Annotated in this window: 17 protein-coding genes and 6 pseudogenes; 6 read left to right on the top strand and 17 right to left on the bottom strand. The window is 31.1% G+C overall.

Annotated features, from left to right (window positions below; all coding sequences use genetic code 11):
• Positions 1-21 precede the first annotated feature (21 nt).
• From JJC05_RS15115 to prfB, 3 genes and pseudogenes are all read right to left on the bottom strand, one after another.
• Positions 22-702 (bottom strand): pyrroline-5-carboxylate reductase family protein, encoded by a 681-nt coding sequence (locus JJC05_RS15115; RefSeq protein WP_258929295.1) that lies wholly within the window; start codon positions 700-702, stop codon positions 22-24.
• 60 nt (positions 703-762) lie between these two features.
• Complete coding sequence (locus JJC05_RS15110; RefSeq protein ID WP_235877755.1) at positions 763-1,383, bottom strand: L-threonylcarbamoyladenylate synthase; 621 nt, start codon at positions 1,381-1,383, stop codon at positions 763-765.
• A 241-nt stretch (positions 1,384-1,624) separates the two neighbouring features.
• Positions 1,625-2,719: pseudogene (gene prfB / locus JJC05_RS15105) on the bottom strand (peptide chain release factor 2).
• 123 nt (positions 2,720-2,842) lie between these two features.
• Between prfB and JJC05_RS15100 the strand changes: the two are divergent.
• The 6 genes and pseudogenes from JJC05_RS15100 (at position 2,843) to JJC05_RS15065 (ending at position 10,081) form a co-directional block, all read left to right on the top strand.
• A pseudogene (locus tag JJC05_RS15100) lies at positions 2,843-3,867 on the top strand (threonine aldolase family protein).
• 252 nt (positions 3,868-4,119) lie between these two features.
• Positions 4,120-5,157 (top strand): cobalamin biosynthesis protein CobW, encoded by a 1,038-nt coding sequence (gene cobW, locus JJC05_RS15095; RefSeq protein ID WP_105196694.1) that lies wholly within the window; start codon positions 4,120-4,122, stop codon positions 5,155-5,157.
• Positions 5,158-5,311: 154 nt separating this feature from the next.
• A complete protein-coding gene (locus tag JJC05_RS15090; RefSeq protein WP_235877754.1) occupies positions 5,312-5,701 on the top strand; it encodes a hypothetical protein in 390 nt (129 codons plus the stop codon).
• Positions 5,653-7,631 (top strand): annotated as a pseudogene (locus JJC05_RS15085) (cobaltochelatase subunit CobN). The gene JJC05_RS15090 and the pseudogene JJC05_RS15085 overlap by 49 nt, the downstream one beginning before the upstream one ends.
• Positions 7,583-8,940: pseudogene (locus JJC05_RS15075) on the top strand (cobaltochelatase subunit CobN); the annotation flags it as partial. The pseudogenes JJC05_RS15085 and JJC05_RS15075, both read left to right, overlap by 49 nt.
• 202 nt (positions 8,941-9,142) lie before the next feature.
• Positions 9,143-10,081: a ketopantoate reductase family protein gene (locus JJC05_RS15065; RefSeq protein WP_105196696.1), complete on the top strand. Its 939-nt coding sequence runs from the start codon at positions 9,143-9,145 to the stop codon at positions 10,079-10,081.
• 968 nt (positions 10,082-11,049) lie between these two features.
• Here JJC05_RS15065 and JJC05_RS15060 read toward each other — a convergent pair.
• From JJC05_RS15060 to cobA, 14 genes and pseudogenes are all read right to left on the bottom strand, one after another.
• A complete protein-coding gene (locus tag JJC05_RS15060) occupies positions 11,050-11,634 on the bottom strand; it encodes a cob(I)yrinic acid a,c-diamide adenosyltransferase (protein ID WP_088390833.1) in 585 nt (194 codons plus the stop codon).
• A gap of 85 nt (positions 11,635-11,719) precedes the next feature.
• On the bottom strand, positions 11,720-13,405 hold the full coding sequence (locus JJC05_RS15055; protein WP_235877752.1) for an AAA family ATPase: 1,686 nt from the start codon (positions 13,403-13,405) through the stop codon (positions 11,720-11,722).
• A gap of 2 nt (positions 13,406-13,407) precedes the next feature.
• Positions 13,408-14,106: a hypothetical protein gene (locus tag JJC05_RS15050; RefSeq protein WP_088390837.1), complete on the bottom strand. Its 699-nt coding sequence runs from the start codon at positions 14,104-14,106 to the stop codon at positions 13,408-13,410.
• 408 nt (positions 14,107-14,514) lie between these two features.
• On the bottom strand, positions 14,515-15,594 hold the full coding sequence (locus JJC05_RS15045) for a cobalt-precorrin-5B (C(1))-methyltransferase (RefSeq protein ID WP_105196698.1): 1,080 nt from the start codon (positions 15,592-15,594) through the stop codon (positions 14,515-14,517).
• A 3-nt stretch (positions 15,595-15,597) separates the two neighbouring features.
• Positions 15,598-16,355: pseudogene (gene cobK / locus JJC05_RS15040) on the bottom strand (precorrin-6A reductase).
• Positions 16,356-16,386: 31 nt separating this feature from the next.
• Complete coding sequence (cobM, locus tag JJC05_RS15035; RefSeq protein ID WP_127822976.1) at positions 16,387-18,222, bottom strand: precorrin-4 C(11)-methyltransferase; 1,836 nt, start codon at positions 18,220-18,222, stop codon at positions 16,387-16,389.
• Positions 18,215-19,468 carry a precorrin-6y C5,15-methyltransferase (decarboxylating) subunit CbiE gene (gene cbiE / locus JJC05_RS15030; protein ID WP_127822975.1) on the bottom strand — a complete coding sequence of 418 codons (1,254 nt, stop codon included), beginning with the start codon at positions 19,466-19,468 and terminating at the stop codon, positions 18,215-18,217. The genes cobM and cbiE overlap by 8 nt, the downstream gene beginning before the upstream one ends.
• Before the next feature lie 11 nt (positions 19,469-19,479).
• Positions 19,480-20,124 carry a 5,6-dimethylbenzimidazole synthase gene (gene bluB / locus JJC05_RS15025; protein WP_105196701.1) on the bottom strand — a complete coding sequence of 215 codons (645 nt, stop codon included), beginning with the start codon at positions 20,122-20,124 and terminating at the stop codon, positions 19,480-19,482.
• Position 20,125: 1 nt separating this feature from the next.
• A pseudogene (locus tag JJC05_RS17710) lies at positions 20,126-21,114 on the bottom strand (precorrin-8X methylmutase).
• Entirely contained in the window at positions 21,104-21,490 is a 387-nt protein-coding gene (locus JJC05_RS15010; RefSeq protein WP_235877751.1) for an SAM-dependent methyltransferase, read from the bottom strand. The pseudogene JJC05_RS17710 and the gene JJC05_RS15010 overlap by 11 nt, the downstream one beginning before the upstream one ends.
• The gene (gene cobI, locus JJC05_RS15005) at positions 21,487-22,194 is read right to left on the bottom strand and encodes a precorrin-2 C(20)-methyltransferase (protein ID WP_235877750.1); all 708 of its coding nucleotides are present in this window, start codon (positions 22,192-22,194) and stop codon (positions 21,487-21,489) included. The genes JJC05_RS15010 and cobI overlap by 4 nt, the downstream gene beginning before the upstream one ends.
• 41 nt (positions 22,195-22,235) lie before the next feature.
• On the bottom strand, positions 22,236-22,460 hold the full coding sequence (locus JJC05_RS15000; protein ID WP_235877749.1) for a hypothetical protein: 225 nt from the start codon (positions 22,458-22,460) through the stop codon (positions 22,236-22,238).
• Positions 22,436-23,149, bottom strand: coding sequence for a sirohydrochlorin chelatase (locus JJC05_RS14995; RefSeq protein WP_508625133.1), 714 nt, complete (start codon positions 23,147-23,149; stop codon positions 22,436-22,438). The genes JJC05_RS15000 and JJC05_RS14995 overlap by 25 nt, the downstream gene beginning before the upstream one ends.
• A gap of 12 nt (positions 23,150-23,161) precedes the next feature.
• The gene (cobA, locus tag JJC05_RS14990) at positions 23,162-23,950 is read right to left on the bottom strand and encodes a uroporphyrinogen-III C-methyltransferase (protein ID WP_235877748.1); all 789 of its coding nucleotides are present in this window, start codon (positions 23,948-23,950) and stop codon (positions 23,162-23,164) included.
• Positions 23,951-23,953: the final 3 nt, after the last annotated feature.

The following is a 23,953-nucleotide window of genomic DNA, read 5'->3' as shown; positions in this document are numbered from 1 at the left end:
CCGTTGTTCCTCCTTTTGAAGCTACTTTTTTATTAATTCATCATTAGATAATCCAAAAGATGCTTGTAAATTAACGGCTCCTAAAAAAGTTTGATGTACCAATAATTCAGCTTCTGCAGTAGAAAATCCCAATTCTTTTGCAGCTTGTATCATAGCGTTCATAAAATAAAATACATAAGCTGGCCCGCTACCTGATACTGCTGTTGCAGGGTTTAACATTTGTTCATTTTCTACATAAATAGATTTTCCTGTTGTGTTAATTAAATTTTGAATAATAAATAATTCTTTCCTATCAACCGCATCTGATGCAGAAAAAACAGTCATTCCCTGCCCTATCTGCGTTCCTAAATTAGGCATAGAACGTATAATTTTATCTATTTGTAATAACTGCGTTATTTTTTGAATAGAAATACCAGCCATTACAGACAAAACAATTGTTTCTTTATTTAATTTTCCTCTTAAAACACTTGCAACTTTTTCAAATTCTTGAGGTTTTACAGCTAATATAAGAATATCTATCTCTTGATTGGAAGGAAATTTATTTACAAAAAAACGATCTAAAGGAATAGAGAAACAATCTTGAATTTTAGGTAATGTACGTGTATAAACCAATATATCTTCTTTTCGTATAAAATGTGATTTAATAAAACTACTGGCAAAAGTCTTTCCTAAATTACCATATCCTACTATTGCTATTTTCATTTTTTTATTTTTTAAAAACTAGGGAAATTATACGTACTAAATACGATAAGAATATTTATTTTAAAAAATATCCAAACGTCCTTTTCCTTCACGAATCACTTCTGGTTCTGAACCGGATAAATCTATTACAGTAGAAGCATGATTATCTCCATAACCTCCATCAATAACTAAATCAACAATATTTTGCCATTTTTCAAAAATTAATTCAGGATCTGTTGTATATTCTATAATTTCATCCTCATCATGGATTGATGTAGAAACAATAGGATTACCTAATTGTTTTACAATTTCAATGGCTATTGTATTATCTGGTACACGAATACCAACTGTTGTTTTTTTCTTAAACTCTTTTGGTAAACTATTATTTCTCGGTAAAATAAAAGTATAAGGACACGGCAATGCTCTTTTTAGTATTTTAAAAGTAGAAGTATCTATTTGTTTAATATAATCTGATATATGACTTAAATCACTACAAATAAATGAAAAGTTAGCTTTTTCTAGTTTAACTCCTTTTATCTTAGCAATTCGTTCCAGCGCTTTTGTATTCGTAATATCACACCCTAACCCATACACTGTATCTGTTGGATAAATAATAAGCCCTCCTTCTTTTAAAACCTTAACAACTTTTATTATTTCTTTTTCACTAGGGTTTTGGGGATAAATCTTTAGAAATTGAGCCATATTGTCTTAATTAATAATTAGTTAAATAAATATTCTTATACAAAGTAAAAATTACAATTTTTTAGTTTTTTTTTAAAAAAACTAAATTTATTTAAAATTCAAATTCTTATTTTTTCATAAAAAGAAAATATCCAAAAAAGTTGTTATAATTTATTAATAAAGACATGTAACATTAAAAATTATTTTTTACTTTAAGTGCGTATTGACTCCACTTTTTTCTATTGGATATTTTCTTTTATTATTATTCTTCTTTTTGTCCCATCATCATTAAATAGGCTTTCAAAAAGAATCCAAATTACCGTTCATTACACCCTCTACATCACTTGTTTCGTACTGTGTTCGAACATCTTTTATTAATTTATAAGGGTGCATAACATAATTTCTTATTTGCGACCCCCATTCTATTTTCATCTTATTTGCCTCTATATCAGCCCTTTGCTCAAGACGTTTCTTTAACTCAATTTCATATAACTGAGAACGTAACATTTGCATGGCTCTTTCACGATTATCGTGTTGCGAACGAGTTTCAGAACATTGTATTTGAATTCCAGTAGGCTTATGTAATAATTGCACCTTTGTTTCTACCTTATTTACATTTTGACCTCCAGCTCCGCTTGATCGTGCTGTAGTAATTTCAATATCAGCAGGACTAATTTCAATTTCAATAGTATCATCTACTAAAGGGTATACATAAACAGATGCAAATGAAGTATGTCTTTTAGCATTACTATCAAATGGCGAAATACGAACCAAACGATGAACACCGTTTTCTCCCTTCAGATATCCAAAAGCAAAATCTCCTTCAAATTCTAAAGTAACAGTCTTAATACCTGCCACATCGCCTTCTTGAAAGTTTAATTCTTTAACCTTATATCCATTTTTTTCTCCCCACATCAGGTACATACGCATGAGCATACTGGCCCAATCACAACTTTCTGTTCCTCCTGCTCCTGCTGTAATTTGTAATACGGCACTCATTACATCACCTTCATCAGAGAGCATATTACGAAACTCGATATTCTCAATATGTTCAATAGACTGAAAATAGAGATCATCTAATTCTTCCTCTGAAAACGCCCCTTCTTTATAAAAATCAAATGCTATTTGAAGTTCATCAACTAATACAACTGCTTTATTATAATCTTCGACCCATTTCTTTTTAGAACGTAAATTTCTTACAATAATTTCAGCTTCTTTTGCATTATTCCAAAAATCTGGAGCAAATGTTTTTTCTTCCTCATTTGTAATTTCAATCATTTTGGCATCTATGTCAAAGATACCTCCTCAACGCACCTAGGCGTTCTACAATACCTTTAATTTGATCGGCATTTGTCATAATAAATTTCTATTTTTGGAGTTTTTAAAAAAAATTAAAATACTATTTTTGTATTTTCTTGGAACATTATCTGTAAAAATACAGAGTCATTTCCTAAGCAAAAGTACCAATCCTTTTATAATTATGGAAATAAATTTGGTAAGTGATACCGTTACAAAGCCTACACAAGAAATGTTACATGCTATGTACAATGCAAAAGTCGGCGATGATGTATATAAACAAGACCCAACAGTTAATGCTCTAGAAAATAAAGTAGCCCATTTATTTGGAATGGAAGCAGCTCTTTTTTTTCCATCTGGTACAATGGCTAATCAAACAGCCTTAAAACTAAACACACAACCGGAGATGAAATTATTTGCGATCGTTGGTCGCATATTTATCTATACGAAGCAGGAGGTACTGCCTTTAATAGTGGTTGTTCTTTAAGCTTAATTGAAGGACAAAGAGGTATGATAAACGCTAATCAAGTACAAAAAGTTATTAATGATCCTGAATTTTATCATGCTCCAAAAACCAGTCTTGTCAGCATTGAAAACACAACAAATAAAGGAGGAGGTGCTTGTTATGATATTCAAACTTTAAAAGAAATAAAACAAGTCTGCATTCAAAATAATCTCAAATATCACTTAGATGGTGCTCGTATTTGGAATGCTTTAGTTGCTAAAGAACAATCTCCAAGACAATTTGGAGAGCTTTTTGATACAATATCTGTATGCCTTTCAAAAGGATTAGGTGCTCCAGTAGGATCTTTGCTTATTTCAGATGAAAAAACAATTAAACGGGCACTTCGTATTCGTAAAATATTCGGAGGAGGTATGCGCCAATCAGGCTACTTAGCAGCCGCTGGCATTTATGCTCTAGACAATCACGTAGAACGATTAAAAATAGACCATAAAAGAGCGCAAGAACTCGCTTTTATGCTAAGACAATTACCTTGGATAGCTTCTGTAGAACCAGTAGAAACCAATATTGTCATTTTTTCTATTCATCCCTATTTGGATGAAAAAATGATTCTGGAAAAATTAAAAAGTAGAGCTATACATATAAGTTCAATGGGACAAGGAAAATTACGTATGGTAACTCATTTGGATTATCGTCAGGTAATGCACGAATATGTAATGGATATACTTCCAAAAGTTACCATGTAAACCCTTTACTCAAAAAAAAATTCGTTAAATTACAACCTTATAAAATATTTATTTTTCAAAACACTGTTATACTAATTCTATCTCATTCTAAAAAATACACTTTGCTATAAAATGCAACAGTTCCCTTTTCTATTGATACCCTCATGTATTAATATTCTCAATTTTTTCTATTTTAAATAACTCTATTTTTTTTATTTTTTTTCTTACAGATATAGTACTTTTAACACCTAAAAATAAATTTCAAAAACTATTATGACAAATAAAATACCTGTAACCATAATAACAGGTTTTCTTGGATCAGGAAAAACTACAATTATTCGTAACTTATTAGAAAACAACAACGGAAAGCGATTAGCTGTCATTGTAAATGAATTTGGAGAAATGGGAATTGATGGTGAATTGCTAAAATCATGCTGTAGTTTTGAAGAAGATATTTTAGAGCTAAACAATGGCTGTGTTTGTTGCACTGTACAAGATGAATTCTTACCAATTATGCTTGAATTAATGGAACGAAAAGAGTCTATAGACCATATTATAATTGAAACTTCGGGTCTTGCGCTACCAAAACCATTATTACACGCATTTAATTGGCCTGAATTAAAACCTCAAATTACTGTAGACGCTGTAGTTACTATAGTTGATGCTGTAGGACAAGCAACAGGCGAAATTTGTGATCGTGCTAGAGTTGAAGCACAACGCCTAGCAGATGATTCACTAGATCATGAAACGCCTATTGAAGAATTATTTGAAGATCAATTATCCTGTGCAGATTTAATTGTGATGACTAAAAAGGACTTACTTAATCAAGACCAATTTGAAGAAACACAAGCTATTATTGCTAATAAAATTAGACCTCATGTAAAAATAGTTAGCGCTAATAAAGGATCACTAAGTTCTGATATTCTACTTGGCATAGGAGCTCAAGCCGAAAATGATTTAGAAAGTCGTCATTCACACCATGAAGAAGATCACGCTAATGGACATGAACATGACCACGATGATCATATTGACTCAGTTGTAGTAGATATAACGGCTCCTCATACACAAGAAACTTTAATAGCAACGCTAAAGCAAATTATTGAAGAACATGAAATATACAGAATAAAAGGTTTTATTAATATTCCTGAAAAACCAATGCGCATGGTTTTACAAGGTGTATCTAAACGTTTTGATAGCTATTTTGATCGTAAATGGAAAGAAAATGAAACCCGAAAAACAAGTTTAGTTCTCATCGGAGATGAATTAAAACATAAAAATTTACAAGAAATTATCAACGAAAGATTAAATTAAAAATATATTCAAAATAAAGAGGACTTAAAAATAAATAAAATTATCGTTTGTATTCCTTCTGTTACTTCTCATAAATCAACAAGAAAAAACTTAAGAAAAAAACAATATTCTTTCTTTTTAGTCCCCTTTTATTTTTTAATTTTAAATCATATAAATGCATTTAATACCTACCATTCCCGGAGGCTGGAATCCTAATGAGGACGGCGTTTTTTACATAGAACAATCTAAAGGTGATATTGTTTTTTTATCTGCTGCGGATACTGAAATAAATTCTTTAAACAATGCTTATAAAGAACTGATTAAGAGTTTAAATAAAACAAAAACACCTACTCTAAGAATGAGTAACCTTACTTATCTAAAACAAGAATTAACCATAGATAAATATGTTGAAGAAGTAATTGGCCAATCAAAACTTGTTATATGCAGATTACTTGGTGGTATTAGTTATTATCCTTATTTAATAGAATCTATCCAAACAGAATGTAAAAAAAGAACATACCAGTACTTTTTTTATCAGGCTATGATACGCCAGATCTTGAATTAATAAATCTATCCAATGTTAATCTCTCTATTTCCGATTTAGTTTGGAAATATTTTTGTGCTGGAGGAAAAGATAATTTAATAGAACTATTACGTTTTCTTCTACATCATTTTTTTCAAGGAAAAGAATTAACTTATAAAAGCCCTCAACGCACACCGGATTTATTTTTATATAATTTAGAAACGGGCATCTTAACCAAAGAACAAGCCTTTAGTACCGCATTTAATACCATCATTTTAGTATATAAATCACATTATTTATCCGATAATTTAGAACCTGTACAGGCTATTTACAAAGAGTTAAAGAAAAAGAACCTTTTTCCTATCATAGCCTTTATCAATAATCTCCGAGATAAAAACACTTGCGATGAATTATATGAATTACTAACTCAAGCTCAAAATCATCCTTTAAGTTCGATCATTAACACCACTAGCTTCTCAATAAAAGCACTAACAGAAAACGATCATGATTTCATCTTTCAAAAACTAAATATTCCCGTCATTCAAGCTATTTTTGCGTCTTGTACTAAAACTATATGGGAAGATAATTTGTTTGGATTAACACCTACTGATGTGGCAATAAATGTAGCCTTACCTGAATTAGATGGACGAATTATAACTACAGCCGTTTCTTTTAAAGTAGCTTTAGGTAAAGATGCAACAACTGATTCCGATATCTTAAAATACGAAACACACTCTGAAGGAGTAGATTTTGTTGTAGATTTTGCAATCCGTTGGCATGAATTACAATCTAAGATAAATTCAGAAAAACGCATTGCTTTAATCATGCCCAATTATCCAAACAAAGATAGTCGTTTGGCTAATGGAGTTGGACTCGATACTCCTGAAAGTATCATAAGCATTATCCGAGCTCTTAAAGAAAACGGATATGATTTGGGCAATTTTATTCCCAATTCCAGTGCGGAATTAATTCAACTAATAACACATTATATAACGAATGATATAGACACTACACAAATTCGTCCTTTTCAAGTTTCATTATCAATAAAAGACTTTTATACACACTATAACGTCCTTTCACCTAAACTAAAAGTACAACTTGAAAAACAATGGGGAAAACCAGAAAATTCTCCCTTTTGTAAAGATGAAAAATTTGTTATTGCAGGTTTTCTATTAGGTAATATCTTTATAAGCATTCAACCTGCAAGAGGCTATAATCAAGATGAAAAAGCTATTTATCATTCACCTGATTTACCTCCAAGTTATCATTATTTAGCCTATTATTTTTGGGTAAACCATATTTTTAAAGCAAATGCTATTATACATGTTGGCAAACATGGAAATTTAGAATGGTTACCGGTAAAAGTGTTGCTCTAAGTAAAGAAAGCTGTTATCCCAGATTACTACTAGAAGCCATTCCGCATTTTTATCCCTTCATCGTAAATGATCCAGGAGAAGGAACCCAAGCCAAACGGCGTAATCAAGCAATCATTTTAGATCATCTTATTCCTCCTATGACTCGTGCAGAAAATTATGGTGTTTTAACAAAATTAGAACACCTAATAGATGAATACTACGAGGCCTTTACATTGGATAATAAACGAGCTACTTCTTTAAAAAAACAAATCAAAACATTAGTTCAAGAAACACATTTAGATACCGATTTAAAAACTTCTGTAAACGATATAGACGTATTATTAGTAAAACTAGATAGTTATTTATGTGATTTAAAAGAAGCTCAAATTAGAGATGGTTTACATATTTTTGGAAAAGTTCCTGAAAACAATCAATTATTAGATTTACTCATTGCCTTACACCGTTTACCTTCAGGAAAAACAAAAGGAATAACACAAGCTTTAGCAATTGATTTAAAATTAGATTTTGATCCCTTACAATGTAATTATGCTGATCTTTTCCAAAAGAAATCCAACAAGTTTATTGTCGGACTATTGGAGATGTCGTTGAACAACTAGAATATATATCGCGAACTTGTTTATCTTCTTTTTTGTTAAATAAAAACAAAACAGGTTATTTTTATTTTAATGAGGTTCTACAATTTATAATGGATACTACTTATCCTAAAATACAACAAACTACTAATGAAATTACTAATTTAATAAATGGATTAAACGGAAAATATATTCCTTCAGGAAGTTCAGGAGCTCCTACAAGAGGACGTTTAGATGTATTACCAACCGGCAGAAACTTTTATTCCGTAGATGTACGTACTATTCCTTCTCCAACAGCTTATACATTAGGAGTTAAAAGTGCTAATTTAATTATTGAACGTTATTTACAAGAAAACGGTGAATATCCTGAAACTATTGGATTATCTGTTTGGGGAACATCGACTATGCGAACAGGAGGAGATGACATTGCACAAGCTTTTTCTTTAATGGGGGTTAAACCTATTTGGGAAGGAGCAAATCGAAGAGTTATTGATTTTGAAATCATTTCACCTCTAAACCTCAAACGACCAAGAATAGATGTCATGCTACGCATTTCAGGTTTTTTTAGAGATGCTTTTCCTGATGTTATTTCTTTATTCAATAGAATTGTTGAACGATTGGCTGAATTAGACGAAGATCCCGAGATAAATCCAATTAGAAAACGTTTTCTAAAAGAAAAATCAGAATGGATAAACAAAGGTATTACAGATGAAAAAGCTCATAAAAGGGCTTTATTTCGTGTTTTTGGATCTAAACCCGGCGCATACGGAGCAGGATTACAAGCTGTTATTGATGAAAAAAATTGGCAAACCAAAGAAGATTTAGCAAAAGTATATATGCAATGGAGTGGTTATGCTTATGGTAGTAACAGAATAGGAGAATCTGCACATGAAGTCTTTGAACAACGTTTATCAGACCTTCAAATTGTAATGCACAATCAGGATAATAGAGAACATGACCTCTTAGACTCTGATGATTATTATCAATTTCAAGGCGGTTTGAGTAATGCTGTACAAGTAATTAGCGGCAAACAACCCAAAATCTATTTTGGTGATCATTCGCGCCCTGATAATCCAAAAGTAAAAACACTTAAAGAAGAATTACTAAAAGTATATCGCTCACGCGTAGTAAATCCAAAATGGATTGAAGGTATAAAACGACATGGTTATAAAGGTGCTTTTGAAATGGCAGCCACTATGGACTATCTATTTGCCTATGATGCAACTACCGATATGATTGATGATTTCATGTACGAAGGAATTACGCAGGAATATTTATTTAATCCCGAAAACAAAAATTCATTGAACAAGTAAATCCATGGGCTTTAAAAGATATGACAGAACGTATGTTGGAAGCTATCCAACGCGGTATGTGGAAAGATCCTCAACCAGAAACAATCGAAAAATTACAACAACTTTTTATAGATGTGGAATAAAGACTGTTTTTTTATAAGATGTATTTTGACTAAATTTGAAGATGTTTGTGCGTTTTTCACAGACTGACGTTGTATGACTCTTTAAGACAACATAACAACTATGACAAAAACAAAAATACTAATTGCAGGAATTGGAGGAGTAGGCGGCTACTTTGGTGGACTTTTGGCAAATCATTTTTATAATAATGAAAATATTGAAATCAACTTTTTTGCTCGAGGACAACACTTAAAAGAGATTCAAGACAAGGGTTTGAAAGTAATAAAAGGAAATAATGTATTGATTGCCAAACCAACCTTAGCTACAGACAATCCAACCGAAATTGGCATTTCAGACTTTATCATTGTAGCCACAAAAAGCTACGACCTTGAATTAGCTATGCAGCAATTAAAGCCTTGCATAAATCAAGACACCATCATTTTACCATTGCTTAATGGTGTAGATAGTAAAGAACGAATTAAAACCATTTTTCCCAACAACCTTGTTTTAGATGGTTGTGCTTATATAGTTTCCCGTTTAAAACAAGTTGGCGTAATTGAAAATAGCGGTAACATTCAAACACTTTATTTCGGGCTTGACAACCTTATTAATGACCGATTACTGTTGCTCGAAAATTTATTAAAAGAAGCAAACATAGAAGCATTTCTATCAAAAAATATTTCAACAATTATTTGGGAAAAATTTATATTTATTTCACCGACAGCAACGGTTACTTCTTATTTTGATAAGTCTATAGGGGAACTTATTATTGACAATGAAAAACTTAAAACGACTACGACACTAATAAAAGAAGTAATACAAATAGCAAAAGCAAAACAGATTTTTATTTCGGACAACATCACAGAAAAAACTGTAAACAAATTAAAAGCATTACCTTTTGAAACAACATCATCAATGCACACTGACTTTAAAAACAACAAGCCTAAAAACGAATTAAAATCATTAACTGAATATGTTATTAACGAAGGACAAAAATATAATTTAGAAACACCCGTTTATAAACAGATACATACAGAACTCAAAAAGAAAAGTAATATATAATCTAGTAAATCAGTTGAGTTGTATTTTAAACTCTTTTCATTCCTTAAAGTCTTTATGAGATCCCTCCTTGCGTCGGGATGAAGAGCGCCGAATCATTTTTTATAGTGAATAAATCCCTTTTCTGTTTGTCACTCCGACGCAAGGAGGAGTCACATAATCTAATTCATTTTTTGAGCGTACTGTGTTGTTTACTTTATGTGATCCCTCCTTGCGTCGGGATGACAAGAGCGCCGAATCATTTTTTATAGTGAATAAATCCCTTTTCTGTTTGTCACTCCGACGCAAGGAGGAGTCACATAATCTAATTCATTTTTTGAGCGTGCTGTGTTGTTTACTTTATGTGATCCCTCCTTGCGTCGGGATGACAAGAGCGCCGAATCATTTTTTATAGTGAATAAATCCCTTTTCTGTTTGTCACTCCGACGCAAGGAGGAGTCACATAATCTAATTCATTTTTTGAGCGTGCTGTGTTGTTTACTTTATGTGATCCCTCCTTGCGTCGGGATGACAAGAGCGCCGAATCATTTTTATAGTGAATAAATGGCTCACATATTTTTTTTGGGATTAGTTTGATTTAACGCAGATTCCGCATTAGACTTCATGCGCGAGATGAATAGGCAAAAAGGAACAAAAAATTCTTGTAGATAAGGAGCAAAAGCCGTAATCCAGTCATAGTTTATCACTTTGACCTCAAGGGAGAAATTACATTTATTTAGCGTGAGTTCGACTTAAGAAAACTTTTAACTTGCTAATAAACAGTTCTTTCATATTTCTTTGAGGAACTTTTTGTGACTTTATGTAATAGCTATACAACGAAAAACACAAAGAAAGCACTAACGGAAGCGCAAAGATCTTATGTAATACACTAATAACCAATGCTTTTCATATCGAACTCACGTTAATTTATATTTTTAAAGTACCATTTTACATACTACTTTTTTTTAAATCTCCTTATATAAGGATTTTTATTATTTTACTTCGGGTTGTTTCTTTCTTTTATACAAAAATAATTGCCATTTTTCTTCGGCTACTCCTGCTTTGTCCATTTCAGCACGACCTAAAATGAAAAATAAATCGGAAAGTCTGTTAATATACGCTGGAATATAATCATCTACTTCATCTTCTTTCATTAAACTTACTAATAAACGTTCTCCACGACGTATTTGTGTACGTACTACATGACATAGAGCTGAAATTTCATTCCCTCCCGGAAGCAAAAAATAATCTGATTTAGTTGTCATGGCTGATTCTAACTCATCAATCCAATTTTCACAAAAAAAAGGACCATCCTCTGGTTTTGGATTAGGATTTATTTTTTTACAGTCTGATGGCCGTGCTAAATGGGACATCATATCCATCATATCTTTCTGAATTTTGTGTAGGTTCGACTGCCATTCATGTGTAACTCCTAACTTGGCACGTAATAAACCTATAGTAGAATTTACCTCATCTAATGTTCCGTAACAATCTACACGAACATCATCTTTATATACACGACTTCCACCAAATAAGCCGGTTTTACCTGTATCTCCTTTCTTAGTATATATTTTCATATCTTAAATTTATTTCTGAATAGTTTATTCTTTCTTGTTTTTCAATAATTTATCTTTTGCTTTTGCTTTTGCTTTTGCTTTTATTTTAATAAACTATAGATTCATAATTTACTTTCATTTGATTTGCCAATTTTTTAGCTAAAGCCAATTTTACAAAACCTTTTTCGGTATCAATAACTGTAGTGTGTTTATTTATTTTTAGATATGTCTTAAAATAAGAAACGGCTTCTTCAAATGGGTTTTGAGTTTTTCCTTCATTTACTTTACCATCAGTCATGATATATAAAAGTGTTTCTTTTTCTAAGTTTTTTGATTTTAAAAGTTGTTTTACTAAATAGAATCCTGCCCTCAAGTTTGTTTTTCCTCCTGAACGTAATTGTTCTATTTGCGCAATAAAATAGTCTATATTTTGTGTAAATTTTAAAATAATTGTAGCTGTTCCATTTTGTAGTGCCACAGCAGAAAGCCATATTTTTTTATTTTTAAATTTTAAGAGTGTTTCTGAAATCATTCCTTTAATAAACGAAATTTGTTGATCTTTAATCATTGAACTACTAGAATCTATCAAAAATACTAAATGAATTTTGGCTTTTGAAATTGTTTTTTTATAGTGGATTTTAATTTTTTTAGTGATTAGATACTCTTTTACTGTATTTAGTATATTAATAGTTGTTGAAGTTTTACCAAAAATTTGGGTTTTATTTTTTTGAATAATTGGACGCTCAAAAACGAATCTTTTTGTGGATTGAGTTTCTGGGGTATTAATTTTTAAAAACTGATTTGTGGCTGTAGCTTGTAGCAAATAATCTTTTAATTCTGTACTTCTATTTTCTGCTCCATTATCTTTATTTTCTGCTTCATTCTCTTTATTCTCTTCTTTGTTTCCTTTTGCTTGATTATTTTCGGGAAAATATTTTGCTCTATGATTCAAAACTAAAGGTGCTATTTTTTCTAAGTGTACGGTGGTTACTTCTTTGTAATTTTGAAAAGCGGCATAAGCTCGACTCGCTTTCATTAATAAAATATCTGCTCGCAACCCTTCCACTTGATGAGCAATACATATTTCGGCTATATTCTCTCTTATTTCATTAGAAAGATAAATATTTGAAAGTTCTCTTCTGGCACTTGTTATTTGATCAGCTAATTTTTTTTCTTGATCTTCAAATTGGATACAAAATAGATTTGAATCTAAATCAAAATTCAAACGGCGGTTTACAATTTCTATTCTAGTTTGTTTATCAGTTGGTGTTTTTATAGTTACGGCTAATCCAAAACGATCTAATAATTGCGGTCGTAAATCACCTTCTTCAGGATTCATAGTTCCTACTAAACAAAATCTACTATCCAACCATTTAGAAATGGAATCACGTTCTAAAAAATAACCTCCACTAGAGGAAGCGTCTAATAAAATATCTATTAAATAATCATTCAATAAATTTACTTCGTCAATATATAAAATACCTTGATGTGCTTTAGATAATAAGCCTTTTTGTACTTCTATCTTTTTATCGTTGATCAAAGTTTCTAATTGAATAGAACCCAAAACACGATCTTCTGTAGCACCTATGGGCAAATTAATAAATGGGAAATGGGTTGTTATATTTTTCATTAGATTTTGTAAGGCTCGAACAGTAGTTGTTTTACCTGTTCCTTTATCACCTTGAACTAAAACGCCCCCTAATGATGGATCAATCATACATAAGAGCAAAGCCAATTTAAAATCATCTTGTCCGTAGATAGCTGTAAAAGGAAAACTTTTTTGTTCCATCATATTTAACTATTTATAGCATTATAAATCCAAAGAAGTCCGATAAATATAGAAAAAATCCCGACAATAGCATTCATTATTTTAAAGGCTATTTGATTTCGTTCAATAAAGCGAGAAACTGAAAAAGTTAAAACACAACTGTAAGTAGTCATGGCAATAATAATTCCTATACTTTGCAAAATAATAATTCCTATGGCTGTATAAGAGTCTTTAGATGCCATAACTAATGCAATAGAACAAGCACCTCCAGTACCTGCTAATCCGTGTAACATTCCTACCCAAAAGGTACGACTCAATAGATTCATAGAAATTTCTTCGCCTTGTTTACCGTGTATGTGCAAAACGTTTGTAGTATGTTCATGATCTGGAATAGCTCTATGATCTGCCATTATTTTTTTAAGCTGATGATTCCGACGAATTGCTGATATTCCTAACCAAATCATTACGGGTCCTACTAATATTTCGGCATAAGTGGAAAGATTAAGTGGCAATGTAGATTTTAACAATAATGCAAAAGCACTAAAAATTAATAGAGATACTGAATGTCCCATAGCCCATTGAGAAGAACGCCATAAAAGTTTGCCTAAGCTAATTTTGTTACTTTTTCGTTCTGATGCTAATACTGAAACCGCCACCATGTGATCGGGTTCAAAAGAATGTTGTATCCCTAATAGAAGTGAATCTGTAAATAAATAGCCTATCATTTTGTATTCTTTTTTATAAATTTATATTTTATTAATAACTGATTAATTCAAACGGTTCGAATATTCTCGAAGAAATAGTTTTGTATACTGGAATTTGTTCATCACATTAATTTTGCTTTTTGACTTACTTTTTACATCTAATTGTTATATTTTTTTTATAAGGTTTATTTTTAGTTTTTGTTGTAATATTTTTTTGTATCCTTTTATGATAGTATTCTTTTTCTTTGTTACTTACTGTGTTTGATTAAACCCAAATTACGTTTTGGAAACTTATTCCATATAAAATGACTTGAATCAAAAAAATAGTTTTTTGTCTTCCCTATAGTACAACTCTTATTTTGGTCTATTTTCATTTTCTTTTTTATACTCATCACAAACTATATCGCGTAATCTGGTTTAAAATATCTGCTAACTAATTACCTCATCATTTGCGTTAATCAAAAAAACCTTTAATTCTATATTTGGAATATGTTTTTTACAAACGTCATAACAATGTTGTTGTAATGATTGAAAAAAGGGTTCTTCCATTGTAAAATCAAAAATTTCAGTAAGTCTTCTTGCCATATTTAGATTTAAAATAGGGGTACATTTTTTGTCTGTATAACCACATTTTCTAGCCATTTGATAAATAAATTCTTTATCCCAAGTCGATTTTCCACTGTGAGTATCTAATTCACCTTGCGCCAATTTAGCTGCTTTACCTATCATGATTCCTATATTTACTTTTTTTAACGAAACTGAATTAATTTTTGTCAAAGTATCACCAATCCAATTCCCGTATTGTATGAAAGCGATGTCGGGTAAATAAGAAAATTGCTGTTTTAATAAGTTTTCGGATCGCCCTCCTGAATTAATGACAATTTCAGTACAACCATTTGCTATAGCCACATCTATTCCTTGCGTAATACTGGCAATATAGGCGGAAGAACTAAATGCTTTAACAATTCCTGTTGTTCCTAAAATTGAAATTCCGTTTAAAATTCCGATTCGGGAATTGAGTGTTTTTTGGGCTATTTCTTCCCCATTTTCTACAAAAATTTCAACATTTATTCCTTTATCGCATTGTAATTTATGTTTTATAAAATTGAGCGTATCTGTAATCATTTTTCTTGGAACAGGATTAATTGCGGGTTCTCCTACTGCAATGGCTAATCCCGGTAAAGTAACTATTCCTACTCCTTTTCCTTGTAAAAAACGAATTTCTTTTGTTTCATTTAATGAAATAGTACAACCAATAGTGGCTCCGTGTGTAACATCAGGATCATCTCCTGCATCCTTAATGGTTGTACAGGTTACGGATTCTGAATCTAAAAAACAAGAGGTTATAACAAAGGTTGCTTTTTGCCCTAAAGGTAAGGTAATGGTTACTTCTTTAATTTCTCTTTGTTCTAAAAGACTTATAAGAGCGGCTTTAGCACAGGCTGTAGCACAGGCTCCTGTGGTATAACCATTGCGTAAAGGTCCTTCAGGTACTGGAAGTAGAGCCATTTTTTATTTTTTTAAAAGTATAGAGTTAAACAAATCCATTTCATTTGAAACAAGTATAAAACTACTCGGTATAGGTTTTCTTTTGATAATGATAATGGGGATATTACAAATTTTAGCGGCCTTTATCTTTATTGATAAATACCCAGATTCACCGCTTTCTTTAGTCAGGATAACATCACAATTATATTTTTTTATAATATTAATTTCATCATTCAGATCATTATTTGGAAATTCTAAAATCATTTTTTTTATTGGAAAACCCGATTTTTTTGCTATTTCTAATGACGTTTTTTTGGGTAAAATTCTAAAATAAGTAGTTTTTTTTCCCAATAAGATTTTAATTTTTCTATAGTTTGTACTCCTGTTAAAGCCAGTAAGGTAGAAAAGGCATTGTTATTTAGATAATCTATTACTTCTTGATAATTTTTTTTATAAATGATCTTGTCTGAAATTATTCTTTCGGGGTATTTTCTTTCAAAACGAATAACGGGAATTGACAAGATACGATGTGCTTCTTCTATACATTCATGTAATAATTCAGCAAAGGGATGAGAGGCATCAATAATCGTTTGAATGTTATTTTTTTGGCAAAATTGAATGAGTTCATTGGGTGTAAATACACCAAAACGGTAAATTCCAAATTGATTATTTTTATCAAATTCAATCTCTGTTTTGGTAGAATAATAGTAAACTAAAGCTTCTTTTTCTAGAAGCTTTGTTACTTTTTTTCCTTCTGTAGTACCTCCAAAAACTAATAGCATTTTTATTAAATTCCGAAATTGTTTAGTTGAATTATTGATTGATTTTTACTTCTTTTCCTGTTCTAAAAATATGTTTCCATTCAGGATTGTATAAAAAGGAACGATTTTTTCTGGCTCCAATGGCTGCTCCAACAATGACTAAGGTTGTTAAGGTAAGTTTGTTATCACGAATTATTTGTGCTAATTCAGTAAGTTTTCCTATAAATACTTTTTCATCTTGCCACGTAACTCTATACAAAACAGCTACTGGTGTATCCTCTGGATAATGTTCTAATAATTGTTCTTGAACTGATTTGGCAATGGTAGCACTCAAAAAGATACACATAGTGGCTTGGTGTTTTGCCATTTCATTTAACTTTTCATTTTTAGGAAGAGGCGTTTTTCCTTCTCCTCTAGTTAAAATAATACTTTGTACTACTTCGGGAATGGTAAATTCTGATTTTAAATAAGCGGCAGCGGCTTGAAATGATGAAATGCCCGGAACAATGGAATAATCCATTTGTTTTTCATCAAAAATGGTCATTTGTTCTTGAATTGCTCCGTATATAGATGGATCACCCGATTGCAAACGAACAATTAAATTACCTTTAGCATAGTGCGTACTCATAATTTCTATTTGTTCTTCTAAAGTCATACTCGCTGAATTACGTACAATAGCATTTGGTTTTGCATAATGTGTTAATTCTATTGGTATAAGGCTTCCTGCATATAAAATTAAATCGGCTGCTTCTAATAATTCTTTTCCTTTTACAGAAATTAAATCGGCTGCTCCGGGCCCTGCTCCTACAATTATTATTTCAGCCTTTCGTTGTGCCTTTTTATCTAATGATAGAGCTATTGTATGTTTTTTACCTGAAACTAAGTGTATTTTTTTCTTTTCTAAAATTACTTCGTCATTTTGTGCTAATAGCATTGCAGATGACTCTGCAACACTATAAACGCCCAATTTGCTCATAACTATTTCTGATGGATTTAGAACCTTTTTTGAATTTAACTCGTTTGCCGTAAAAGTGATAAATGGTATTTGTAAGGTATTGGCTAAATTTAAAAAGGCTTCTTCATCATGTTTTACATCCAAAGAACCTAATGATTTTATAGATTCTACTGCTATGTTTTGTTGTTTTAATTCATTTTTAAATGATGTTTCTAACAAATCGGATTCAATTCCTCTAGAACAGCCCATACCCATAGTAATAACGGGGGCATAATAATATAAAGCGGGAATTGGAGCTTCATAAGTAGTATAAGTTACGGCTATAAAAAGTTCATATTTAGAAAAATTAATAGCATCATAATGATAATAAATAGTTACAAAATCGGGTTTATTTCTTTCTAAAAAAGTACAACCTCTATCTTTTATATCTAATAATACTGCCGTGGGTTTATTATTAACAAATAAGGAAATGATGGCATTCATTTCTAAGGTGCTTTTACTTTTCCAATTATATTCTTTTGATAATGTATCTAGGGCCCAAATATTTTGTGTATCACTAGAAGTTGTAATAACTGCTTGTGCTCCTAGTACTTTGGAAAGATTTTGGGTTATTGCATTAGCTCCTCCTAAATGTCCCGAAAGTACTGATTGCACAAATTTCCCTGCATCATCTATATTAATAATAGCGGGGTCTTTTATTTTATTTTGAATATAAGGAGCAATACTTCTTACACAAATACCTAGTGCTCCAATAAAAATAAAGGAATCAAATTTTTGAAAATTATTTTCTAAAAAAGAACTAATAGATTCTATTTCTGTTACATTATTATTTTTTCTAGTCGATACTAATATGGATTTTTGAAATTCTTTTTGAATAATTACTCCTAATTCAATTCCTTTATCAGTACTTGCTATAATTGCTGTTTTATTCATTTTTCTTTTTTTCTGCTGTTAATATAGTAATTGGATTATGGCTATCTAAATTAATTTCTATAGGGTCTAATAAATGGTAGTTAAACTTTTTGATCGTTTTAATAAAGGTTTCTTTGCTTTCTTTTTTTACAGCATTTATTACAATTTTCCCTCCTGATATGAGGTATTTGTCTATCAAGGAAATGAGTGCTTCTAACTTGTTACCGTGTCCTCCAATAAAAACACTATCAGGAGTAGGAATTGTTTTTAAATCTACTTTAAAAAAATCATGGATTATCTTCGTTATTCCGGGCGTAGAATGTTTTTTAGTGTTAATATCAAAAATTATACTACATTCTTCTCGTTTTTCAAAAGCTATGATATTTAAATGAGGAAATTGCGTTTTTGCTTCAATAGATACGGATCCTGTACAAAATCCTATATCCCAAAGGGTTTTTCTATTATATAAATCTAACTGGGATAGGCTAATTAAACGTATAGGCATTTTGGTAATCATATTAGGGCGATTTTCTAAACCTATAAATTCAACATCGCTAATTCCCATTTTTTTTTGTTTTTCTTCTTCTTTTATCAGTAGTATACAATTTAGTGGATCAAATGTTTTTTTAGCCGCTTCTATTAAACTTAAAGAGGTTATTTTTTCTTGTTCAGCGTCTAATGCTTCACCGACTATCATTTTATAATGATCAAAATTGTAGTCTAACATTCGTTGAGCTATTGTATTCGGATTTTTAGTAGTGTCTGTTAAAATTCCGATTAAGCTTGATTGTTTAATGAGTGCTATATCTAGTTCTTGCCATGAGCGTCCATGGACTGATGTATTGACTATATTTTGATATGATATAGTATTTTTGTGGCATAATAGCTGTAAACTGTTAAAGGTAGGATATACTTTTATATTAGCGTTAGGGTGATATTTTTTAATGGTATTGGCAAAACCATAAAATAACGGATCTCCTGAAGCAAAAACAATGATAGGTTTAGTTGCTTTTTTGTATTCATTAAAAAGAGTTGTTATGTTTTTGTTTATTTCAATCCAATGATGGATAATGGGTAATTTATTCTGAACCAATTCATAATGTCTTTTTCCTCCTGAAAAAAAGTGGTTTTCTTTTAATATTTTTTTTACCTCATCACTTAAAATAAAATGAGGATTATTAGAAATTCCAATCACATAATAATCTATAATTGACAATTGACTATTATCAACATTAAGTGTTGATGCAAAGGATAAATTATTACTCATACTATTACTCATTAATCAATTATTCTAACAACAGTATCTTTTTCTTTTCTTTTTTCCCAACGAAGTAGTTCTAATTCAGGTTGTGTATAAAACGTATCAACATATCCCACACATAAATAAGCAATTAACTTGTTTTCTTTTGGAGCATTTAAAATATTTTTAACTTTTTCTTCATTTAAAATACTTACCCAACCTATTCCTATATTTAAAGAGCGTGCTGTTAGCCACATATTTTGAACCGCACATACGACACTATATAATCCCATTTCAGGCATACTCGTTTGACCTAATACAGGGTTATTAGAGGGTTTATAAAATACCGCTATGTTTACAGGAGATTCTATAATTCCTTCTAATTTTAGTTTTATATATTCTTTTTGTTTCTCATCTTGAAAACAAGCAATGGCTTTATGATTTTCTTCGTCAAAACTTTGTTTTATCTGTTCTTTAACGGTCTTATTTTTTATAATTAAAAACTCCCATGGTTGCGAAAAACCGACAGATGGAGCATGTAAGGCAGAAAACAATAATTTATCTAGTAAATCATTATCAATGGTCTTATCTAAAAATCTATTGCCTCTTACATCTCTCCTATTTAGAATAATTTCTTCCAATAAGTTGGCTTCTTCTTTACTGAAGAGTTTTCCTTTTTTCATTTTATTTACTATTTATTGTATGAACTGTAAAGGCAGCATTTACGATACTTGCTGCTACATTACTACCTCCTTTACGTTCTCTAATAATCACATAAGGAATAGTTGTTAAAGCTTGTAATTTTAGTTTTGATTCTATTACGTTAACAAATCCTACTGGAACACCAATTACGCCCACAGGGTTTCCTTTTCCTTCTAATATCTGTTCGCATAATTCAAATAGTGCTGTAGGTGCATTTCCTATTACATATAAAGCATTGGGGTGTTTTTTTAGTGCTAATCGGATTCCTGCTTGACTACGGGTTATATTTTCTTGTTCGGCTACTATTGTTGCTTCTGGATCATTAAGATAGCAGAGCACTTGGTTTTTGTATTTATTTGAAAATTCTTTTGTTATACCTGATTGTACCATCGTTACATCGGTAATAATGGTTCCTCCGTTTTGGAGATAATCATTCCATTTTTGATAGAATCATTATTAGATAAATATAAATTTTCATATTCAAAATCGGCTGTAGTATGTATACAACGCATGACAGCCCATCTGTCTTCTTTAGAAAGATCGGTTCTTTTCAAATTTTGTTCAATTTGTCGAAAACTTTCATCTTGTATTTCTTGACCTGTATGGGGTTTTCGAGCTAAATATCCTCTTGGTGTTACTAAGAAATTTTGGAATTGATAGGTTTGTGAATTACCTATCATTACAAGTGAAAACATATCTACTATTTGAGTATCAAATTCCCCTAAAGTAGTTAGGATAATATGTTCATCAGGACGTGTAACTTGACGAATTACAGCAACTGGAGTTGAAGGACTACGATGCTCTAAAAAAATTTCTTTAAAACGATTAAGCTGCCAAAAACGTTTTTTGCTTCTTGGATTATATAATGATGTCACAAAATCACCTTTGGCAGCTGCTTGAATTCTATTTTCTATTGTAGTCCAAGGAGTCATTAAGTCAGATAATGAAATACAACAAAAATCATGTCCCAGAGGAGCTCCTAATTTTCCAGCCGAGGCTATAAATGCGCTGATTCCTCGGAATAGTTTGTAGGTCTATTTCTTTATCTGTTTGTGTACTGGCGTATTGGTAAACTAAAGATGCCATGGCATAAATACCTGCATCTCCTGAACTGATTACTACCACCTGTTTCCCTTTTTCACAAATATTAACCGCTAATTCTGCTCGAGCTTCTTCTTCTGTTAGTTCTTTTCCTATACATTCACAATTTTCTTTTAGTAAATGTTCTATAAATTGAAAGTAATAATGATAGCCTATCACCACATCAGCATTAGCCAAAACACTTTGTGCTAAAGGCAAAATATATTCTTGGCTTCCGGGTCCAATACCTACTACGCTTAATTTCATTTTCTTTTTTTTATAATTAACAATGAGAAATAAGGTATTTCTCTGTTTTTAATATCTTCTATATCGGTTGTAATGTATTGTTTGGTAGTACCTAATCGTTCACCATACAAAACTGTTAAATTATTGGATTCTAGAATATTCATTAAATTATGAATTATACTCCGTACTTTAATAAGTACTACTGTTTCATAATCTTTTAGTATCTTTTCTAGCTCATTATCGTTTTTAATTCGGGGGATAATGGCTATTTTTTCGTTTAATATAGCTAAAGGAACTTTATGTTCTGCTGCTCCTAATATAAATGAAGGTAGTCCTGCTATAATTTCAACATTTAGTTCTTTTTTTTGAATGTGTTCTAGTAGATAGGCAAATGTGCTATAAAATAAACTATCTCCTTCGCTTACAAAAGCAATAGTTAATCCTTCATTATAATCTTTTAGTATAGATTGAAAAGTGGCTAAATAAGTTGCTTCTGCTTGACTTCTATCATCTGACATTTGAAGAAACATTCCTACTAACTTTTTTTCATCTAACTGATGGTATTGCAGAATAGGTAAAGAAAAGCTTGTTGTTTTTCCATTAGCCAATAAAGAGCACGGATAATAAATTTTATCTGCATTTTGAAGTACTTTTAACCCTTTTAGGGTTATTAATTCGGGATCTCCCGGTCCTAATGAAACGGCATATATTTTTCCTTTCTTCATTGATTATTTCTTTACCAACTTTCTGTCGTTATTTGTTTTATTTAAATTCCTAATATTTTTTTTAAGGTTGTCAAACGGGATTTTTTAGTGACGATTTTATCTTCTTCTTCAAATAGGATTCCTTTTACGGCCAAATGATGGCCTATTTGCTCCTTACCTACTTCGGTTTCAAAACCTATAATTTGCGTTCGATATTTGCATAATTGACAGTTCATATTAGGATTTCCTTCTTCGGCTTCTTTTATACGTTCATCAATTGTTTGCAATAATAATTCATCGCATTCAAAGGAAGCGGTATAAAAATATTCTGTTTTTGAGTCTTTAGCAAATTCTTCAACTTGGGTATATATTTTTTTAGCAATACTCCTGTGAACAGGAATACTGGTAATACGATAACTCGTTTAAAAGGAAGTGTATCTACTAAAGTTAAACTTTCTTTTAATAATGGTTGAGTTACTCCTATATAAGTAGTAGTTGCAAAACCAAACCCCATGCCTTCCCATAGCATTCGAGTCATTTTTGCTATATCTGAATTAGCATCAGGATCAGCGGTTCCGCGTCCTACGACTAATAAACAGGTATCTTTTCGATCTATAGTTGTTAATTTGGTTTCAACTTTTTCTATTAATTTTTTGGAGAGTTGTAGTATTGAGGGGGTTATTCCAAAATGTTTTCCTAATATAATTTTCAAATCAGGATATTGACTTTGTATGGTATTCATTTCGTAAGGAATGTCATTTTTAGCATGACTTCCAGCAAAAAGAATAGCAGGAATGGCAATTATTTTTCTAACTCCTTTAGTATAAAGACGTTCTACTGCTGCTGCATAAATGGGATGTGAAAATTCTAAAAAACCATAATCTACCTCATAATTAGGATAACGCAGCTTTAAAAGACGTACTAGCTCTTTAAATCCAGTAACGCCTTCTGGATCTCTGCTTCCATGTCCACAAATTAAAATTCCTTTTTAGTATTCATTTTCTTGTACTATTTTAATTGGATTATGATCTATAGGAAAAGCATATTTTCCTAGTATAAAAACGACAGGCATTGGCACTGTTTTGATTTCTAATTTTTCCTCCATTTCATCTAAAGTTCCACTAAAAATGGTTTCGTCTTCTTGAGATACTTTCGAAATTGCGGATATATATAAGGTTTCATCAGGTGTAATTTTTTTAAAAGTGGTAATTACTTCTTTCAAATTTTTATACCCCATATACATGATAAGTGTAGTTCCTGTTTTTAGCATATTAGCTAATGCCTCTAACTGTTCTAAATCGTATGTAGCGGTATGGCCTGTACAAAACAGAACTGAATTCGTTTTGTTTCGTTCTGTAAGTGGAATATGTTGTGAGTTAGCAGCGGCAATTCCTGCTGTGATTCCGGGAATAACTTCAAAGGGAATATTTTTTTGGGTTAGAAATCGAATTTCTTCTGCTACTCTTCCATAAATAAAGGAATCACCGGACTTTAAACGGACAATTTTTTTTCCTTCTTGAGCATATTTAAAAAATAGCTCATGAATCGTATCTTGACGTTTCATGGCATCTTCTACATCTCCGTATTTTCGACCTACATATATTTTTTTGGCATTAGAGGATGTTAGATCTAGAATTTCTGATGATATTAAATTATCATATAAAATAATATCTGCCTTTTGAATTCTTTTAACGGCTTTTACTGTAAGTAACTCAGGATCTCTCGGACCAGCGCCTACAATACTTATAGTAATTGGTATTTGATATTCTAAATCCATATT

Source organism: Flavobacterium davisii (genome assembly GCF_019565505.1).
GTDB lineage: Bacteria > Bacteroidota > Bacteroidia > Flavobacteriales > Flavobacteriaceae > Flavobacterium > Flavobacterium davisii.
This window is presented reverse-complemented; position numbering and strand designations above follow the sequence as displayed.

Coding starts and splice junctions, on each gene's coding strand:
- JJC05_RS15115 (WP_258929295.1), bottom strand. CDS start 702: ATGAAAATAGCAATAGTAGGATATGGTAATTTAGGAAAGACTTTTGCC.
- JJC05_RS15110 (WP_235877755.1), bottom strand. CDS start 1,383: ATGGCTCAATTTCTAAAGATTTATCCCCAAAACCCTAGTGAAAAAGAA.
- cobW (WP_105196694.1), top strand. CDS start 4,120: ATGACAAATAAAATACCTGTAACCATAATAACAGGTTTTCTTGGATCA.
- JJC05_RS15090 (WP_235877754.1), top strand. CDS start 5,312: ATGCATTTAATACCTACCATTCCCGGAGGCTGGAATCCTAATGAGGAC.
- JJC05_RS15065 (WP_105196696.1), top strand. CDS start 9,143: ATGACAAAAACAAAAATACTAATTGCAGGAATTGGAGGAGTAGGCGGC.
- JJC05_RS15060 (WP_088390833.1), bottom strand. CDS start 11,634: ATGAAAATATATACTAAGAAAGGAGATACAGGTAAAACCGGCTTATTT.
- JJC05_RS15055 (WP_235877752.1), bottom strand. CDS start 13,405: ATGATGGAACAAAAAAGTTTTCCTTTTACAGCTATCTACGGACAAGAT.
- JJC05_RS15050 (WP_088390837.1), bottom strand. CDS start 14,106: ATGATAGGCTATTTATTTACAGATTCACTTCTATTAGGGATACAACAT.
- JJC05_RS15045 (WP_105196698.1), bottom strand. CDS start 15,594: ATGGCTCTACTTCCAGTACCTGAAGGACCTTTACGCAATGGTTATACC.
- cobM (WP_127822976.1), bottom strand. CDS start 18,222: ATGAATAAAACAGCAATTATAGCAAGTACTGATAAAGGAATTGAATTA.
- cbiE (WP_127822975.1), bottom strand. CDS start 19,468: ATGAGTAATAATTTATCCTTTGCATCAACACTTAATGTTGATAATAGT.
- bluB (WP_105196701.1), bottom strand. CDS start 20,124: ATGAAAAAAGGAAAACTCTTCAGTAAAGAAGAAGCCAACTTATTGGAA.
- JJC05_RS15010 (WP_235877751.1), bottom strand. CDS start 21,490: ATGAAATTAAGCGTAGTAGGTATTGGACCCGGAAGCCAAGAATATATT.
- cobI (WP_235877750.1), bottom strand. CDS start 22,194: ATGAAGAAAGGAAAAATATATGCCGTTTCATTAGGACCGGGAGATCCC.
- cobA (WP_235877748.1), bottom strand. CDS start 23,950: ATGGATTTAGAATATCAAATACCAATTACTATAAGTATTGTAGGCGCT.